Annotated in this window: 16 protein-coding genes; 9 read left to right on the top strand and 7 right to left on the bottom strand. The window is 43.5% G+C overall.

What is annotated here, in order from left to right; translation table 11 throughout:
• Positions 1–59 precede the first annotated feature (59 nt).
• Entirely contained in the window at positions 60–1340 is a 1281-nt protein-coding gene (gene aroA, locus AB6D06_RS00990) for a 3-phosphoshikimate 1-carboxyvinyltransferase (protein WP_017062105.1), read from the bottom strand.
• A 162-nt stretch (positions 1341–1502) separates the two neighbouring features.
• Positions 1503–1958: a glycine zipper 2TM domain-containing protein gene (locus AB6D06_RS00985; protein ID WP_004736438.1), complete on the bottom strand. Its 456-nt coding sequence runs from the start codon at positions 1956–1958 to the stop codon at positions 1503–1505.
• 53 nt (positions 1959–2011) lie between these two features.
• On the opposite strand from AB6D06_RS00985, the gene aat reads away from it, so the two are divergent.
• The 3 genes from aat (at position 2012) to infA (ending at position 3720) form a co-directional block, all read left to right on the top strand.
• Positions 2012–2722: a leucyl/phenylalanyl-tRNA--protein transferase gene (gene aat / locus AB6D06_RS00980; RefSeq protein ID WP_372109829.1), complete on the top strand. Its 711-nt coding sequence runs from the start codon at positions 2012–2014 to the stop codon at positions 2720–2722.
• On the top strand, positions 2722–3420 hold the full coding sequence (locus tag AB6D06_RS00975; RefSeq protein WP_372109828.1) for an arginyltransferase: 699 nt from the start codon (positions 2722–2724) through the stop codon (positions 3418–3420). Before aat ends, AB6D06_RS00975 begins: the two co-directional genes overlap by 1 nt.
• Positions 3421–3501: 81 nt before the next feature.
• On the top strand, positions 3502–3720 hold the full coding sequence (gene infA / locus AB6D06_RS00970; protein ID WP_001040192.1) for a translation initiation factor IF-1: 219 nt from the start codon (positions 3502–3504) through the stop codon (positions 3718–3720).
• A gap of 208 nt (positions 3721–3928) precedes the next feature.
• Here the strand turns inward: infA and clpA are convergent, their stop codons facing one another.
• Together clpA and clpS are read right to left on the bottom strand one after the other, a co-directional pair.
• A complete protein-coding gene (clpA, locus tag AB6D06_RS00965) occupies positions 3929–6202 on the bottom strand; it encodes an ATP-dependent Clp protease ATP-binding subunit ClpA (RefSeq protein WP_017062108.1) in 2274 nt (757 codons plus the stop codon).
• 39 nt (positions 6203–6241) lie between these two features.
• Positions 6242–6562, bottom strand: a complete 321-nt coding sequence (gene clpS, locus AB6D06_RS00960; RefSeq protein ID WP_372109827.1) for an ATP-dependent Clp protease adapter ClpS — start codon at positions 6560–6562, stop codon at positions 6242–6244.
• Between the two features lie 585 nt (positions 6563–7147).
• Between clpS and cspD the strand changes: the two genes are divergently transcribed.
• Positions 7148–7369 carry a cold shock domain-containing protein CspD gene (gene cspD / locus AB6D06_RS00955; protein ID WP_004736548.1) on the top strand — a complete coding sequence of 74 codons (222 nt, stop codon included), beginning with the start codon at positions 7148–7150 and terminating at the stop codon, positions 7367–7369.
• A 326-nt stretch (positions 7370–7695) separates the two neighbouring features.
• Here the strand turns inward: cspD and AB6D06_RS00950 are convergent, their stop codons facing one another.
• Entirely contained in the window at positions 7696–9921 is a 2226-nt protein-coding gene (locus AB6D06_RS00950; protein ID WP_017067848.1) for an NADP-dependent isocitrate dehydrogenase, read from the bottom strand.
• Positions 9922–10242: 321 nt separating this feature from the next.
• Between AB6D06_RS00950 and AB6D06_RS00945 the strand changes: the two genes are divergently transcribed.
• Positions 10243–10971, top strand: coding sequence for a pseudouridine synthase (locus tag AB6D06_RS00945; RefSeq protein ID WP_102398104.1), 729 nt, complete (start codon positions 10243–10245; stop codon positions 10969–10971).
• Between the two features lie 63 nt (positions 10972–11034).
• Here the strand turns inward: AB6D06_RS00945 and AB6D06_RS00940 are convergent, their stop codons facing one another.
• Entirely contained in the window at positions 11035–11697 is a 663-nt protein-coding gene (locus AB6D06_RS00940; protein ID WP_372100547.1) for a DUF2057 family protein, read from the bottom strand.
• Between the two features lie 93 nt (positions 11698–11790).
• Complete coding sequence (locus AB6D06_RS00935) at positions 11791–12756, bottom strand: porin (protein ID WP_372109826.1); 966 nt, start codon at positions 12754–12756, stop codon at positions 11791–11793.
• A gap of 513 nt (positions 12757–13269) precedes the next feature.
• Here AB6D06_RS00935 and dinG point away from each other — a divergent pair.
• The 4 genes from dinG (at position 13270) to rsmS (ending at position 16984) form a co-directional block, all read left to right on the top strand.
• The gene (dinG, locus tag AB6D06_RS00930) at positions 13270–15345 is read left to right on the top strand and encodes an ATP-dependent DNA helicase DinG (protein ID WP_372109825.1); all 2076 of its coding nucleotides are present in this window, start codon (positions 13270–13272) and stop codon (positions 15343–15345) included.
• A gap of 128 nt (positions 15346–15473) precedes the next feature.
• A complete protein-coding gene (locus tag AB6D06_RS00925; protein WP_372100527.1) occupies positions 15474–16253 on the top strand; it encodes a sulfite exporter TauE/SafE family protein in 780 nt (259 codons plus the stop codon).
• A gap of 22 nt (positions 16254–16275) precedes the next feature.
• Complete coding sequence (locus AB6D06_RS00920) at positions 16276–16824, top strand: primosomal replication protein (protein WP_017070024.1); 549 nt, start codon at positions 16276–16278, stop codon at positions 16822–16824.
• A complete protein-coding gene (rsmS, locus tag AB6D06_RS00915) occupies positions 16814–16984 on the top strand; it encodes a pleiotropic regulatory protein RsmS (RefSeq protein WP_017055021.1) in 171 nt (56 codons plus the stop codon). The genes AB6D06_RS00920 and rsmS overlap by 11 nt, the downstream gene beginning before the upstream one ends.
• Positions 16985–17041 lie beyond the last annotated feature (57 nt).

Genomic DNA, 17041 nt, shown 5'->3' with positions numbered 1-17041 from the left:
AAAAAGCTTGCCACTTAGGCAAGCTTTTTTGTTCCTAAACCTTTACATACTAAGCATTTTTATAGACTTAGCATTTTCAGCTTGTCGAAATAATCAGGGAATGTCTTTGACGTACAACCTGGATCATTAATCGTCACAGGCGTATCGCTCAAAGCAACCAGCGAGAAACACATCGCCATACGGTGATCATCGTAAGTATCAATCGCCGCATGAGTCAGTTCAGCCACAGGGTTAACAATAATGTAATCTTCACCCTCTTCCACTTCAGCGCCGACTTTGCGTAGCTCTGTTGCCATTGCAGCCAAGCGATCTGTCTCTTTCACACGCCAGTTGTAGACATTACGGATTGCCGTTGTGCCTTTCGCAAACAATGCGGTTGTCGCGATAGTCATCGCAGCATCTGGGATATGGTTATAGTCCATATCAATGCCTTTCAGCTCGCCACAACGAGAAATAACGTAGTCGTCACCCCATTCGATTTCCGCACCCATTTTCTCAAGCGCATCAGCGAATTGGATATCACCTTGGATACTGTTTTTACCAATACCAGTGACCTTAATCTCACCACCTTTGATAGCAGCGGCTGCAAGGAAATATGACGCAGATGATGCATCACCTTCAACCAAGAAATCACCCGGTGCCGAGTAAGATTGCCCGGTAGGAATCACAAACTCTTGGTAATCATTATTGATCACGTCCACACCAAATTGCTTCATGATGTGCAGCGTAATATCGATGTAAGGTTTAGAAACCAATTCACCGTCAATTTTAATGGTCACTTCACCTTCAGCTAAAGGCGCAGCCATCAAAAATGCCGTCAAAAATTGACTAGAGATCGAACCGTCGATAGAAACCGTACCGCTCTTCAAACCGGTACCTGTGATCTTCAATGGCGGGTAGTTTTCGTTCTCTAAATATTCAACGTCGGCACCGGCTTCTCGTAGTGCTGTTACTAAGTGGCCAATTGGGCGCTCTTTCATGCGAGGCTCACCAGTAAGAACGTATTCACCGCGACCTAAACATAGTGCAGCCGCCAACGGACGCATCGCCGTACCCGCATTACCTAAGAAAAGCTCTAGGGCTTTGTCACTTGAAAATGCACCACCAACACCTGTCACTTCACAAACGGTTTTGTCTGCAGACAACTGATAATCAACACCTAACTGAGTCAATGCATTCAACATATGACGAATATCATCACTGTCTAGCAAGTTTGTTAGGCGAGTGGTTCCCGTAGAAAGTGCAGCCAAAAGAAGTGCACGGTTGGAAACGCTTTTTGAACCAGGTAGGTTAACTTCCCCGTTCACTTTTTGAATTGGTTGTAACGTAAGGCTTTCCATTAAATCTTATAGTCCTTGTACCACCCGAAGTCACTGGTGCGTATTTATTTTCGGGTGATGAATAATTCTTCGTACTTGCAGACTAACGAACTTTTCCAACGAACTCCAGAGCTAATCCGGCCCAAACCGGTGATTAATTAGCCAAACAATCGTATTTATATACTAGTACACAAGATCAACTCGAACACCATCTGAAAAATAGAGAATTCGTACATCATCGCCTCGGTTGAACAGCATCGAGTTATCGACATCTTGGATAATGTTGACCAACTTGTCGTCTTTGGTTTTGACCAATAACTCGACCAGTTTGTACTCTACTTTATATTGTGTGTTACCTCGGTTACGAGCAATACCCGCACCTGCTACTGCACCTACAGCTGTCGCCACTTCTTTACCAGTGCCGCCGCCAAACTGGTTACCAATCAAGCCACCAATCGCCGCACCTAACAAGGTTTCCCAACCATTCGCTTTCGACTCAACGATCTCTTGCTGAGTGATGTATCTGACCGTATCAATCTCACCATAAACCACCTCGTTTACTGGTCGAGCTTGGTTTCTGTTGTAAGCTGCATTTGCCAACATGGGCAAAACAAGTAAAATCCAAAGCAACTTCTTCATGGTAAAACTCCTAAAGACCTCTTGGTCAGTGATTAATCTGTAATGCGGTACTTATGACTATATACCTAACCAAACTTGATACTACTAGTATAGAGTTTCCTTCGCCTTTCGACGCGCTTGATGACCCCAACGGTCTGCTCGCCTTCGGTGGTGATTTATCACCAATGCGAATTTTAAACGCTTATAGCCAAGGTATATTTCCATGGTATGGCCCAGGTGAGCCTATACTTTGGTGGAGCCCTGCACCGCGAGCGGTATTTAATCCTAAGACATTCGAACCGTCAAAAAGTCTTAAAAAGTTTCAAAGAAAGCACAATTACCGAGTCAGCATCAACCAAGCGACGGACAGAGTAATTGGTTATTGCTCTTCACTAAGACCCGAAGAAGAAACCTGGCTAAACAGCGACATGCAGTCAGCCTACCGCAAACTCGCTTCATTAGGTTTCTGCCACTCGGTTGAGGTTTGGCAAGATGATGAACTGATCGGTGGACTTTACGGCTTACAAAGAGGCCAAGTCTTTTGCGGTGAATCGATGTTCAGCCTAAAGACCAATGCCTCTAAAATTGCGCTGTGGTACTTTTGTAAACACTTTACCCGATTCGGCGGACAACTGATTGATTGCCAAGTCATGAACCCTCACTTGGAATCCTTGGGCGCTATCGAGGTTGATAGGGATGAATTCCTAGGCTCTCTGCAATTACTCAAAGAGTTCTCCGTTGACGATGCATGCTTTAAAACCCAATGGCTAAAGGAAATGCCTTAATGAATCCAGATTTACAACAAATCAGAATTGGATTAACAGACAATCACGCTTGCAGCTACTTACCTCACTTCGAAGAGAGAGTGGCGGTCACGCTTGACGAACACATGCACACCTCAGATAACTATGAAGTTCTGCTTGCGAATGGATTTCGCCGCAGTGGCTCAACCATTTATAAGCCACATTGCGATAATTGCTCAGCATGCCAAGCGATTCGGCTTTCAATTCCTGAGGTTAAGCTTTCCAAAAGCCAACGACGGATCCTTAACAAAGGAAAATCACTAAGTTGGGAACTGAAAGATGAGATGGATGACAACTGGTTTGACTTATACAGTCGCTATATCACCGCTCGTCACCGTTCGGGAACCATGTACCCACCCAAGAAAGAAGAGTTTCTACAATTCTCTAAAAATGAGTGGCTTACTACAAAGTTCATGCACATCTATGATGAGAACAAGTTGGTTGGTATCGCCGTAACCGACATCATGGCTCACTGTACGAGCGCGTTTTATACCTTCTTCGCTCCTGATATAGACATTTCGATGGGAACACTTGGCGTTCTATTTCAGATCCAACATGCCCAGAAAGAACAAAAACAATGGTTATATTTGGGTTATCAAATCGATGAATGCCCTGCGATGAACTATAAAGTACGATTTCAACGTCATCAAAGGCTAGTAAATCAGCGGTGGCAAGGGTAGAATACGCGACAACTTTACATATTTTGATTTTAACGGCACAATCAAGCCGTTGAAAACCGCCAAATTTCGAAAGAGGATTAGATGGCTAAAGAAGACGTAATCGAGATGCAAGGCACTGTCCTTGATACTCTACCAAACACAATGTTCCGTGTTGAGCTTGAAAACGGTCACGTAGTGACAGCACACATCTCTGGTAAAATGCGTAAGAACTACATCCGTATTCTTACTGGTGATAAAGTAACTGTTGAGATGACTCCATACGACCTTTCTAAAGGCCGCATCGTCTTCCGTGCTCGTTAATTTTTAATTAGCGAATACAATAAGAAGCGGAGCTTAAGGCTCCGTTTTTTATTGCCTGAGCTTTTTACTACACAAGCACATCAATCTCGCATCTCGCATCTCGCATCTCGCATCTCGCATCTCGCATCTCGCATCTCGCAAGCATAAAAAAACGCACAACCTAAGTCATGCGTTTTATATTTAAGCCTTTGATTTATCAATCACTTCGTTAGTGCATGACCTCTTCTTTAGCACCAACATAGATGAAATCCAATTCGTCTTTTTTCAGGGATACTTTAACCGTACCGCCATCAACCAAGCTACCGAACAGTAACTCGTTAGCAAGTGGTTTCTTAAGCTTCTCTTGAATAACACGTCCCATTGGACGAGCACCCATGGTCTTGTCATAGCCTTTATCAGCTAACCAGTGACGAGCATCCTCAGAAACCTCTAAAGATACGCCGCGAGCGTCCAGTTGAACCTGAAGCTCGACAATGAACTTATCAACTACTTGGCTAATCACACTTGGGTCAAGGCTGTTGAACCAAATGATATTATCAAGACGGTTACGGAACTCAGGAGTAAATACCTTCTTGATTTCGCCCATCGCATCTGGCGCATGATCTTGTTGGATCAGGCCTATCGATTTCTTCTCGGTTTCAGCCACACCTGCGTTGGTCGTCATCACTAGAATCACATTACGGAAGTCCGCTTTGCGACCATTGTTGTCAGTTAGCGTGCCGTTATCCATTACCTGCAGTAGCAAGTTAAAGATATCTGGGTGAGCTTTCTCGATTTCATCCAGTAACACAACAGAGTGCGGGTTCTTGATTACGGCATCCGTTAGCAAACCACCTTGGTCGTAACCAACATAACCAGGAGGCGCACCAATCAAGCGGCTCACTGAGTGTCGCTCACCGTACTCAGACATATCAAAGCGCAGAAGCTCAATACCCATCAACTTAGACAGCTGAACAGTCACCTCTGTTTTACCGACACCAGTAGGACCAGCAAACAAGAATGAACCAACAGGTTTATTGTCTGCACCCAATCCAGCACGGGTCAGCTTAATCGCTTCACTCAATACATCGATTGCAGGGTCTTGTCCGAATACCAACATTTTCATGCGCTCATCCAGTTTCTGGAGTGTATCTTTGTCTGAAGACGATACTGACTTTTCAGGAATACGCGCCATTTTCGCAACCATTGACTCAATATCAGCCACGCTTACCGTTTTCTTACGACGGCTTGCAGGTGCCAAACGACTACGAGCGCCCGCTTCATCGATTACGTCAATGGCCTTATCAGGAAGGTGGCGTTCATTAATGTATTTAGCTGACAGTTCCACAGCGGCACGCAACGCTTTGTTGGTGTAGCGCACTTCGTGGTGAGCTTCGTATTTTGGCTTCAAGCCAATCAGGATCTTGGTCGTATCGTCTAGCGATGGTTCAATAATATCTATTTTCTGGAAGCGACGAGCTAAAGCACGCTCCTTCTCAAAAATACTGCTGTACTCTTGGTACGTTGTTGAACCGATGCAACGTAATTTGCCACTGCTTAGTAGTGGTTTAATTAAGTTTGCCGCATCAACCTGACCACCCGATGCAGCCCCGGCACCGATAATGGTGTGGATCTCATCGATGAACAGAATCGCGTCTTCTTCTTTCTCCAGTTGCTTAAGAATCGCTTTAAAACGTTTCTCAAAGTCACCACGATATTTGGTTCCGGCTAACAGTGAACCGATATCTAGAGAATAAATTACGCTGCTCTGAATGATTTCAGGCACTTGTCCTTCAACGATGCGCCATGCAAGACCTTCCGCGATGGCAGTTTTACCTACCCCCGCTTCACCCACTAACAGAGGGTTGTTCTTACGACGACGACACAGAACTTGGATAGTGCGTTCTAGCTCTTTGTCACGACCGATTAGTGGGTCAATATTGCCCTGCTTTGCGACTTCGTTAAGGTTAGTAGCAAAATTTTCTAAACGGTCTTCAGAGTTAGCTTCTTCAGCATTTTCTGCACCACCAAATGAATCGGATGATGAAGGACTGTCGCCTTCGTTGCTCGCTTTGGTAATACCGTGTGAGATGAAGTTAACAATATCTAAGCGACTAATGTCGTTTTTCTTAAGAAGATATGCCGCGTGAGATTCTTGCTCACTAAAAATAGCCACAAGTACGTTAGCACCTGTTACTTCGCTGCGACCTGAAGATTGAACATGAAAAACAGCGCGTTGAAGTACTCGTTGGAAGCTCAACGTAGGCTGAGTTTCGCGAGTTTCGTCGCTTTCAGGGATAAGTGGGGTCGTTTGATCGATAAAAATATCGAGCTCATTGCGAAGAGCATCGAGATCAGCCTGACAAGCTTGGAGCGCTTCCTTGGCCGCATCATTTTCTAATAATGCTAGTAGGAGGTGTTCGACAGTCATGAATTCATGTCGCTTGTCTCGCGCACGAGCAAATGCGCCATTTAAACTCGTCTCTAATTCTTTATTTAGCATAAGTACCTCCTAAGGGAACAACAGTGTTGTTCGAGCAATTTATAATTGCTCCATTGTACATAGTAGCGGATGCTCATTTTCCTTTGAGTACATCGTGACCTGCGCTACCTTTGTTTCCGCTATTTCAGCACTGTATGTGCCGCATATAGCTTTACCTTCATAATGAACCTTGAGCATCACTTCCGTTGCTTTTTCGATATCTAGTGAGAAGAATCGCTCTAGGATCTCGATTACAAAGTCCATGGGCGTGTAGTCATCGTTATTCAACACAACGTTATACATCGCCGGTGGCTTTACTTTTGTTGCTTCTTTCTCCAGTAAATCTGAGCCTGGAGATGCCCATTCAAAGTTTCTGCTCATATCGCTTTGCTAAGGGTTATTTTTCGGAAGTCGTGAGTGTTTACCTAACTCAAATTTACCACATTCACGCTTTACCGTGTACTAAGAAACTGCACCTAGAAACAGTACCAAAAAATATTCCTCTATACTGAGCCTAATCCACCATTTCCATCGCTGCAAATAAAAGATCTCGATTAACAAGATTAACATATGTGATTGATTAAAAAGACGCCATAACTATTGATACTAACGATAAGATTACCGCTAAGTTACTATTTGGTTAATAGTTTGCGGTTAATCTCGAATGTGATTTGTTATTAAAATTGATCACTTTTATGCCAATTTACTATTGACTGTGCTCAATCATTAGCTACATTGGAGCTAAAAGGTTTTTTAATACACTTTTGCAACATGAATTAAAATCAGTAACACGCTTCAAAAATTAACAATAAGGAATAATTACGCAGGGTAGCGTTAATTTCCGTAAGCAATGTACGAGATTCAAGCTATTAGCTGAAATTCTTTAGCTGGTAGGAATGATATCAATCGCACTTACAACAATTGATATAACAACGTTAGTAACAAAATGCATGAGGGATGTATAGCATGGCTACAGGTACAGTAAAATGGTTTAACAATGCCAAAGGGTTTGGCTTTATTTGTCCAGAAGGTGAAGACGGCGATATTTTCGCGCACTACTCCACAATACAAATGGAAGGTTATCGAACCTTAAAGGCTGGTCAGCAGGTCGACTATGAAGTAGAAAGTGGACCTAAAGGCTCGCATGCTAGCTCCGTTGTTCCTGTAGAAGGCAGCGCCGCAAAATAGGCGAATGCAAACTCATGTTAACCTCCATCAGTCGTCATTAACGGTGACAGGTAAACAGAATATTGAAACCGCTCATTTAATACCTGTAACACAGGATTACGTGAGCGGTTTTTTTCGTTTTTGGGGCTCTAAAGTTGCTCACTGGACAATGAGCTCGAAGAGCTACTCCCCTTAAGCTAGGTCTTAAGAAGTATTAGACAGAAAAAAGACGCTTTAACATTATCGTTAAAGCGTCTTTCGTTTTGACTTTATCTATAACTTAGCTATCAGCCTAAGCAACTCGTTAGCAAATCACGTTCATGAGTGACTAACGATGAGTCCAATCACTATGCATCAATAAACGCGTTTAGCGTTGAGCTTGGGCGCATTAGTGTTGAAACCAATGCATCGTCAAGTAGGTAGTAACCACCTAAGTCGCCAGCCACACCTTGAGCGTTGTTCAGCTCTGCAACGATCGCTTCTTCACTTTCAGCCAGTTGACTTGCCACACCTGCAAACTCAGCAGCAAGATCAGCGTCAGCCGTTTGCTCAGCAAGCGCCTTAGCCCAGTATGCCGCTAGATAGTAGTGGCTACCACGGTTATCAAGCTCACCTACTCGACGTGAAGGAGACTTGTTGTTATCAAGGAACTCACCCGTCGCTTTATCAAGCGCATCAGCTAGAACTTGTGCTTTAGCGTTACCTGTTACTACGCTCAGGTGCTCTAGAGATGCCGCTAGTGCCAAGAATTCACCTAGAGAATCCCAACGCAGGTGGTTTTCTTTCTCTACTTGTTGAACATGTTTAGGAGCAGAGCCGCCAGCACCTGTTTCAAACAGACCACCACCGTTCATTAGTGGAACAATCGATAGCATCTTAGCTGATGTACCAAGCTCTAAAATCGGGAACAAGTCAGTTAGGTAATCACGTAATACGTTACCAGTAACCGAAATAGTATCTAGGCCTTCTTTGATACGAACCAGTGAGTATTGAGTCGCTTCAAGTGGAGCAAGGATCTTAATTTCAAGACCATCGGTATCGTATTCAGGAAGGTATGCTTCAACTTTCTTGATAAGCTGAGCATCATGTGCGCGTGACGCATCTAGCCAAAATACCGCTGGAACACCCGATGCACGAGCACGCGTTACCGCAAGCTTAACCCAGTCTTGGATTGGTGCATCTTTAACCTGACACATACGGAAGATATCGCCTTCCTCTACGTCTTGCTCAAGAAGCACAGCGCCTGAAGCGTCAACAACTTGAACCTGACCAGCAGCTTCAAGGATGAAAGTCTTATCATGAGAACCGTACTCTTCCGCTTTTTGAGCCATCAAGCCAACGTTTGGTACGCTACCCATCGTTGTTGGATCGAACGCGCCGTTCTCTTTACAGAAATCAATAACCGCTTGGTAAATGCTCGCGTAGCTACGATCTGGGATCATTGCTTTGGTATCTTTTTGCTTACCTTCTGGATCCCACATTTGACCAGAAGAACGCAGCATTGCAGGCATAGATGCATCCACAATGATATCGCTTGGTACGTGTAGGTTAGTAATGCCACGGTCCGAATCAACCATCGCTAGTGGTGGCTGAGTCTCGTATACCGCTTGCAGGTCAGCTTCGATTGCTTCTTTCTGCTCTTGAGGAAGCGCATCAATCTTCGCGTAGACATCACCGATGCCGTTATTTACATCAACGCCTAGCTCTTCAAACAGCTGACCGTGTTTAGCAAATACGTCTTTGTAGTAAACCTTAACCGCGTGACCAAAGATCACTGGGTCAGATACTTTCATCATCGTCGCTTTCAAGTGAAGAGAAAGCAGTACACCTTGCTCTTTAGCCGATGCGATTTCTTTTTCGAAGAATGCAACCAAAGCGGCCTTATTCATCACTGACGCATCAATGATCTCTTTATCTTGCAGTGCAAAAGCTGGCTTCAATGTTTTCTTCGCACCATCTTTGCCAACGAATTCAATGCTAACTTCTGTAGCACCTTCAATGGTTACTGACTTTTCGCTACCGAAGAAGTCTTTGTCGTCCATACTTGAAACGTGCGACTTAGAATCTGCAGACCAAGCACCCATTGAGTGTGGGTTCTTCTTCGCGTAGTTTTTAACAGAAAGTGGAGCGCGGCGATCCGAGTTACCTTCACGCAATACTGGATTCACTGCACTGCCTTTGATTTTGTCGTAAGTCGCTTTTACTGCTTTCTCTTCGTCAGTGTTTGCTTCTTCTGGGTAATTAGGAAGTGCGTAACCTTTTGACTGTAGCTCTTTGATTGTTGCTTGAAGCTGAGGTACAGATGCAGAGATGTTTGGAAGCTTGATAATGTTTGCTTCTGGTGTCTTAGCCAATTCACCTAGTTCTGCTAATGCATCACCAATACGTTGCTCTTCGTTCAAATAGTCAGGGAAGTTGGCAATAATACGCCCTGCAAGTGAAATGTCGCGAGTATCAACGTTAATACCAGAAGAAGCTGTAAAAGATTGAATGATAGGCAGCAGAGAGTATGTTGCTAGCGCCGGAGCTTCGTCTGTAATGGTATAGATGATCGTTGGTTTTTCAGTAGGCATGAAATTTCCCTATAGTTCTTACAAGCTCATTTAAAGTAGTGAGCGTGTTATAAATTGACCAGTAAGCCACTCTAAGAGTGAAAACTGCTTACTCGATAGTCGTACTCTATCTTATTTTTCATACAATCTTGATGACAGCATGAACCAAATCCGTGAGTGCGTTGTTATAATAAAACACGAAGGTATAATTAAACAAATCAGGCTTAAGAGTCCATCAACTTGTTCTATTTTGTGTCTTTTAGGCGCGCAAATGATAGCTCAATTCCGTTTCAGTGAAAACTTTTCAGCACACTTCGTTTACATTTTTGCAAGGTAGTTAACATGTCTACTCGCTCACGCAGCGCATCTCGTTCAGACAAACCGGCTCGTTCTGGTGCAACATTAAAACAAAGCGGTAATAGACAAAGCCGAAGCAGTGATAAGAATAACACTGGCAATTCGCACAACAAATCTCACTCAAGCAAGCACCGATATAAAGGCAAGCCTACCAATGCAAAACCTAAGGTTGCGCTCGAAGATCGCAAAGTCATTTTGTTCAACAAGCCTTTCGATACTCTCAGCCAGTTCACTGATGGCGAAGGCAGGAAAACACTCGCCGACTTTATTCCGGTTAAAGATGTTTACGCGGCGGGTCGACTTGATCGCGACAGTGAAGGATTAATGGTCTTGACCAATGATGGCATCTTCCAAGCTAAATTAACTCAACCAAACTCAAAATCGCCAAAGACTTACTGGGTGCAGGTTGAAGGCGCACCTTCTGAGGAAGATTTAGATAAATTGAGAAAAGGCGTGGAGCTAAAAGACGGCATGACACTGCCTGCTCAGGTCGAGGTGATGTCTGAACCTGTTGTGTGGGAAAGAACCCCTCCAGTGCGTTTCAGAGCCGCAATACCGACAACATGGTTAGCGATTACTATCATTGAAGGGCGTAACCGTCAGGTAAGACGAATGACAGCAAATATCGGCTTCCCTACCCTGCGACTTATTCGCTATTCAATGGGCAACATGAATGTAGGGCAGCTTCAGCCTGGTGAGTGGAAAGAGATTTAAGTCATAGCAATACAACAAAGCGAGACACTTATTAGTCTCGCTTTTTTTGTACATGAAGATTGGTTACTCTTGATCTATCATCCATTTACGGAATTCTTTGCGCTCTTTTTTAGAAGCTTTTAGATACCAAGCTTTCAATTGCTCGACACTTTGAGCTTCTGTTGACGCAGTTTTCGTTTGAGTTTTAGCTTCATTTTCTACAACCATTCCTGTTGCCACAGGAACTAAAACCACGGCGTCAGCCGGTTTATCAAGTAACACACCATCCTTGAAGTAGATCGCATTACTTTCATTATACTCAACCAACTGGGAGTCTAACCCGCCAAAAGGTGCAAAACCGGGTTTACGCTCAATGACATTCTGTTGATATTTGATTGCCACTTCATCTTGCACAACATTCCATGAAGGATTTCCGCTTTCGAAGACCTTCTCTGCTTCAATATAACTACGCGCTTTTGGGGACTTAATTTTTACTTCATCACCGGTAACATTAAAGCTCAATATATAAGGCGCTGAAGAGTATACTCCACTATTACCAAATTTTTTATCAAAGCGAACTAGAACTTGGTTAAAGCCTTCATTAATGTGATTCTCACTAATTTTGTTTTCAGCTTGTTGTCCATTAATGAACAAAATTGATACGCCTTTCTGAGGCGTTAGGGTTGCCGCACTTACACTGCCAATAACGCTTGTAAGCAAGCCCAAAGCTAACCATACTTTCTTCATCATATCTCTCTTTCAAATCGAATAAACTACTCTTTATCCTAACAAAAAAGCCACCCTAAGGTGGCTTTTTTTAAGACTCAATTAAGAAGTCAATTAGAATGATGCTTCAACACCAATAGCTAGACCTGAATCAGTTTTGTAAACAACGTTGTCTGAATCGATACCACCCACTTCTGCGTATACTTTAGTGTTTGGTGCGATTGCGTAAGTTGAGTTAACAAACCAACGGTCTTCATCTTTAACGTCTACGTCGTGGTCACCGATTGAGTAACCAGCGTTAAAGCCCCAAAGACCCATAGTGTAACCAGCAGCAAATGCGATTACTGAGTTGTCATCATTATCAGCGTCAGAAGCTACACCGTAATATGCTGTAGATAGGTATACGTTTTCAATACCAGAGTATACTAACTCAGCACCGTAACCTTGGTGATCACCGTTTGCGCTCTCTGCGTTAAGGTTAGCAACAAATGCAGAAACGTCGAAATCAGCGAAACGGTAACCCATACGAGCATCAAAGTATTCTACGTTAGTACCTTCAGCTTCTGCGTTATCAGAACCGTCAACTTTATCTTGAACGTAACCTAACGTAGCGTAGAGATCACCATTATCGAAATCGTAACGAACAGCTTCGTCAGCACATTCTTTAGTTTCATTGTCTAGAAGAGTAGAGATACCGAACGCTTCATCACCGCCGATACCTAGATCATCAACAGCAGTACATAGGCGACCAAATTTGATAGAACCAAAAGTATTGTGGTATGCCGCTACGTATGTATCGCCGTTTTTAGTATTTTCAGCGTTTGCGTTATCAGAACCGTTAAATTCCCAGTAAGCGCCAACTTTCCAGTCAGCGTTCACCATGTATTTTACATCGAAGCCGAAGTCAGCATCTTCGATTTTTTGCTCCATCGAAGAGCCTTTCTTAAATTCGTTGCTGTACACAACTTCGATATCGCCTTTAAGATCAACAGATACGCCATCTTGGTTGTAAATTTCGATAGCTGCGTTTGCTGAACCTGCTGCAGTCATTACTGCTAGCGCTAATAGAGTCTTTTTCATAATAAATCCACTGCCTTTTCTAAGAATGGGAGATCCTTGCCCGGTTCCCTTTTATTTTTATGACTGATCATTACCACTCTTTGTTGGTTAATCACCGTCACTAAATTTCGAGGTCTAGATTGCAAAAGATTATCCTGCGTGTCAAATAAACTAAAAACAAACCTAAAAAAAACACAAAGCAATCAAAATCAACTACTTACATTTTTTTTCATAGTTTTACGAGCAGCTTATCCTTAGTTTTATTAGGAAATATAATAATCCAAAAAAAGAACAAAACAGCATTTAACACCACAAACAACTTGTAAAAACGCCAAATCTCAGGATTTAACACCTACAAGCAAGTCTTTTTTAATATTTATATTTCGCAACATAAATAAAATAGTTAAGTTCCTGATGGTTCAGTTTTTTTTTGTGAACAAGATCTACCTTTGATTCAAAAGCAAGCTATTTCACCGTAAATGTACCGACTAGTGATATGTGCTACTATCCTCGCTCCGTTACGTAGGTCACAGTATGCTAACTACTAAAATTCAAAAATCTATTCGCACCAGTTATCAAAACCTCCAAAATCAGTTGGACAACTTTGTACCTCGACGTGCTCAAAATTACCTTGTTGCAGAAATAGCGAAGACACTTTGTGGTCAATACCACAAAAGTAATCGCATGATTGTTGCAGAAGCGGGAACCGGGATCGGGAAATCACTGGCTTATTTAATGGCAACTATTCCTGTCGCTGTGCTCAATAACCGAAAAATAGTCATATCAACGGCGACGGTTGCGCTACAAGAACAGCTCGTCAATAAAGATCTCCCTCTATATAGAAGACTGACTGATCGAGAGTTTTCTTTCATATTAGCGAAGGGCAGACAGCGTTATTGTTGTTCCGAAAAGCTAGCCGCTGCCTGCGGGGTTGATGGCGGACAAATGGCCATGTTCGAATCTAAGCCAAAGAAGAAGGATATCGACCAACTTCAAACCATGTATCGTAGCCTAACCCAAGGTAAATGGGATGGTGACCGTGATTCGTGGCCAAAACCCATCGACAACATGATTTGGCAGATGATTGTCAGCGATAAGCACAGCTGTAACAACAGTATGCCTACGCATAGAGACTGCCCTTTCCAGAAAGCTCGCTCAGAGCTAGATAAAGCAGACGTGATTATCGCCAATCACAGTTTAGTGATGGCTGATGCAGACTTAGGCGGCGGCGTGATACTGCCTGAACCAGAAAATAGCATCTATATATTCGATGAAGCTCACCATTTACCGCATGTAGCCAGAGATCACTCTTCTGCGGCTGCGAGCTTAAAAGGCGCAGCATCGTGGTTGGAGCGTTTGAATCAATCAATCACTAAGCTTTCAGGCCTCGCTGACGAGAAACGTGTCCATCGATTTCGAAATGAGCTGCAAGACTCAGTGCAACAGCTGATCCCTACCCTGACTCAAATGAGTAAACAGTTTGACGCTAACCACTTTGAAGACGGCTTGTATCGCTTCGAACATGGCGACTTACCAGAGTGGCTTGAGAATGAATCTAAAGATCTCAAGCAGCTCACGCAAAAGGCGAGCCAAGCCGTTGCGAAGATTGCAGACCTAATTGCAGAACGAGTTAAAGACGGCGAGCTTTCAGCAAAACTTGCAGAGCCGGCACTGGCAGAAATTGGCTTCTATATGCAAAGAACAGAGAACCTTGCTCAAGTTTGGCGCTTAATGGCTGAACCGAAGAGAGAAAAAGGCGCTCCTTTGGCTCGTTGGCTCGAACTGAATAAAGAAAGCGAAGGCGATTTCGTTGTGAATGTTTCGCCACTAGAGGTAGGTTGGCAACTGGATCAACAAATCTGGAGCCGCTGTGTGGGTGCCGTATTAGTATCTGCGACCATGAGGGCGCTCAACTCTTTCAGCTTTTTCTGTCATCAAGCCGGTATCAGCCAAAAAGCAGAAGATGGCGTACAGTTTTTGGCTTTGGCATCACCGTTTGATTACCAGAATCAAGCTGAGCTGATCGTTCCGGCAATGAAGTACGAACCACAAGCACCTCAGTTTACCGAATATCTTATTGAAATTTTGCCTAAGGTAATAGAAGACAAAAAAGCCAATCTCGTTCTATTCTCTTCTTACTGGCAAATGAACAAAGTTGCAGAGGCTTTAACAACAGATTTCGTTAAAAAGTCGTGGGCATTGCAGGTTCAAGGCGATACTTCACGAACTGAAATTCTAAAAAAACATAAAAAGCTAATAGACCAAGGTAAAACCAGCGTTCTTTTTGGAACTGGCAGCTTTTCTGAAGGTCTTGATCTACCGGGTGAGCTTCTTGAAAACCTCGTTATTACCAAGATTCCTTTTGGTGTTCCTACCTCTCCCGTAGAGCAAGCACATTCAGAATATATTGAATCACGCGGTGGTAACCCTTTTATGCAGATTACTGTTCCAGATGCGAGTAAAAAGCTTATTCAATCTGTGGGTAGACTACTGCGTAAGGAAAGAGATTCTGGTAAAGTCACGATCCTTGATAGACGCATAGTAACGAAGCGATACGGAAAGTCCCTACTCGATTCACTACCGCCTTTTAAAAGAACAATAAAATACTAATATCCCCTGCCCTTGAGGTAGTTATGGGCCTTCATCGCTAGGCCCTTGCATTCACAACCCAACATGACTAATCCATAGATTTTTCATGTGGCTGCCCTATCAGCCGATAACGAGAACACTAGCTATTTATGGAAATGATTGAGCCAACCATGTTGGTCATACTTGCTCTGGTTGCATTTGCAGCAGGCTTTATTGATGCTGTCGCAGGTGGCGGAGGGATGTTAACCGTTCCAGCTTTGCTATCGCTTGGCCTGCCGCCACACATTGCACTCGGAACTAATAAGCTGGCCGCAACGTTTGCTTCATCTACAGCTGCATTCACTTACTACCGTAAAAAGCTGTTCAAGCCTGAGTGTTGGGTCAATGCATTCATATCTACTTTAATAGGTGCGACCATCGGCACACTCACTGTTGATGCCATTAGCACCGAGTGGTTAGAGAAGGTATTGCCGTTAGTCATTCTTGCCGCAGCGATCTATACCATTTTTCATAAGACTCCAGATGTGAGCCATAATGTGTCTCCTAAGCCATGCCCTGTGCTTAAGAGAAAACAAAAGTACCAAGGATTCATTCTTGGCTTTTATGATGGGGTTGCTGGCCCAGGAACTGGCGCGTTTTGGACGGTAAGCTCTATGGCGCTTTATCGCTTAAACATCTTACTTGCCTCTGGTCTATCCAAAGCCATGAACTTTACCAGTAACTTTACCTCTTTGGTGACCTTCGCGATTCTTGGTCATATTGATTGGGTTCTAGGTTTAACCATGGGCCTTTGTTTGATGGCCGGTGCATTTGTTGGCGCTCACTCTGCTATTCGGTTCGGTGCTACATTTATAAGACCTGTGTTTGTTACAGTTGTAAGCGTACTTGCAATTAAACTGGCATACGAAGCTTGGTTTGTGAACTTATAGGCAGTAGCCAACGGGAAGTGAAATGAATCAATTTTCAAAGCTAAAAAGTGTTATTGATACCTTGATTGGCCATTGCTCGCAGGTTGACAAATCTCGAGGGGCTTATCATCAAGCCTTGTTTGACCGAGCCTTATTTAAATGCGGCGCCTCTGTTTTGCTTCCCTATGCACTTGAAACTCAGGCAACGTACCGCACCATTGTACGTGAACAAACCTCAAATCAACTGACCGCGTCCAGAGCCAACTACCTGACAGAAAAGCTGACCAATCAGATTGCAGCAATCCAAAGAGAGTTAGCCAACCACGATTTACGCTTGGACCGAAAAAGCAAGTCAGGGAAAACCCTGAACGACCTATACAACGAACTCGCCCAGCACCAAGACTGGCAAAAGCGATTGGTCGATTTAGTACGAGTACGAAAGTTAGCGTTTGATTCTGCGCCTCGCCACAGTAAGAAAAAAGCGGAAGAGGCTTGGCAGTTAGCAAAAGAGCGATTAGAACGCTGTGAAGACTCAATGAAAAATATTGAGAGACTGATTAACTTAGAGAACCCTAAGCGAAATGAACACTGATAACACACCATCACCACTGGATAACGCACCAGAAGAAGTTAAGTTAGCTGTCGACCTGATCTATCTGCTCGAAAGCAACGAAATCGATCCAAAAGTCGCGTTAGAAGCAATCAAAATTGTCCAGCAAGATTTACAAGCCAAACTAGCATCTAGCATCTAGCATCTAGCATCTAGCATCTAGCATCTAGCATCTAGCATAAAAATATACAGGATTCAC

Origin of the sequence: Vibrio sp. 10N.239.311.G01 (genome assembly GCF_041465805.1) — a bacterium.
In the GTDB taxonomy this organism is placed as follows: domain Bacteria; phylum Pseudomonadota; class Gammaproteobacteria; order Enterobacterales; family Vibrionaceae; genus Vibrio; species Vibrio crassostreae_C.
Note: the sequence above shows the minus strand (reverse complement) of the source record. Positions and strands in the feature narration are given on the sequence as shown.

Excerpts from the sequence above, each read along its gene's own strand:
- aroA (WP_017062105.1), bottom strand. The coding sequence starts at position 1,340 with ATGGAAAGCCTTACGTTACAACCAATTCAAAAAGTGAACGGGGAAGTT.
- AB6D06_RS00985 (WP_004736438.1), bottom strand. The coding sequence starts at position 1,958 with ATGAAGAAGTTGCTTTGGATTTTACTTGTTTTGCCCATGTTGGCAAAT.
- aat (WP_372109829.1), top strand. The coding sequence starts at position 2,012 with ATGACTATATACCTAACCAAACTTGATACTACTAGTATAGAGTTTCCT.
- AB6D06_RS00975 (WP_372109828.1), top strand. The coding sequence starts at position 2,722 with ATGAATCCAGATTTACAACAAATCAGAATTGGATTAACAGACAATCAC.
- infA (WP_001040192.1), top strand. The coding sequence starts at position 3,502 with ATGGCTAAAGAAGACGTAATCGAGATGCAAGGCACTGTCCTTGATACT.
- clpA (WP_017062108.1), bottom strand. The coding sequence starts at position 6,202 with ATGCTAAATAAAGAATTAGAGACGAGTTTAAATGGCGCATTTGCTCGT.
- clpS (WP_372109827.1), bottom strand. The coding sequence starts at position 6,562 with ATGAGCAGAAACTTTGAATGGGCATCTCCAGGCTCAGATTTACTGGAG.
- cspD (WP_004736548.1), top strand. The coding sequence starts at position 7,148 with ATGGCTACAGGTACAGTAAAATGGTTTAACAATGCCAAAGGGTTTGGC.
- AB6D06_RS00950 (WP_017067848.1), bottom strand. The coding sequence starts at position 9,921 with ATGCCTACTGAAAAACCAACGATCATCTATACCATTACAGACGAAGCT.
- AB6D06_RS00945 (WP_102398104.1), top strand. The coding sequence starts at position 10,243 with ATGTCTACTCGCTCACGCAGCGCATCTCGTTCAGACAAACCGGCTCGT.
- AB6D06_RS00940 (WP_372100547.1), bottom strand. The coding sequence starts at position 11,697 with ATGAAGAAAGTATGGTTAGCTTTGGGCTTGCTTACAAGCGTTATTGGC.
- AB6D06_RS00935 (WP_372109826.1), bottom strand. The coding sequence starts at position 12,756 with ATGAAAAAGACTCTATTAGCGCTAGCAGTAATGACTGCAGCAGGTTCA.
- dinG (WP_372109825.1), top strand. The coding sequence starts at position 13,270 with ATGCTAACTACTAAAATTCAAAAATCTATTCGCACCAGTTATCAAAAC.
- AB6D06_RS00925 (WP_372100527.1), top strand. The coding sequence starts at position 15,474 with ATGGAAATGATTGAGCCAACCATGTTGGTCATACTTGCTCTGGTTGCA.
- AB6D06_RS00920 (WP_017070024.1), top strand. The coding sequence starts at position 16,276 with ATGAATCAATTTTCAAAGCTAAAAAGTGTTATTGATACCTTGATTGGC.
- rsmS (WP_017055021.1), top strand. The coding sequence starts at position 16,814 with ATGAACACTGATAACACACCATCACCACTGGATAACGCACCAGAAGAA.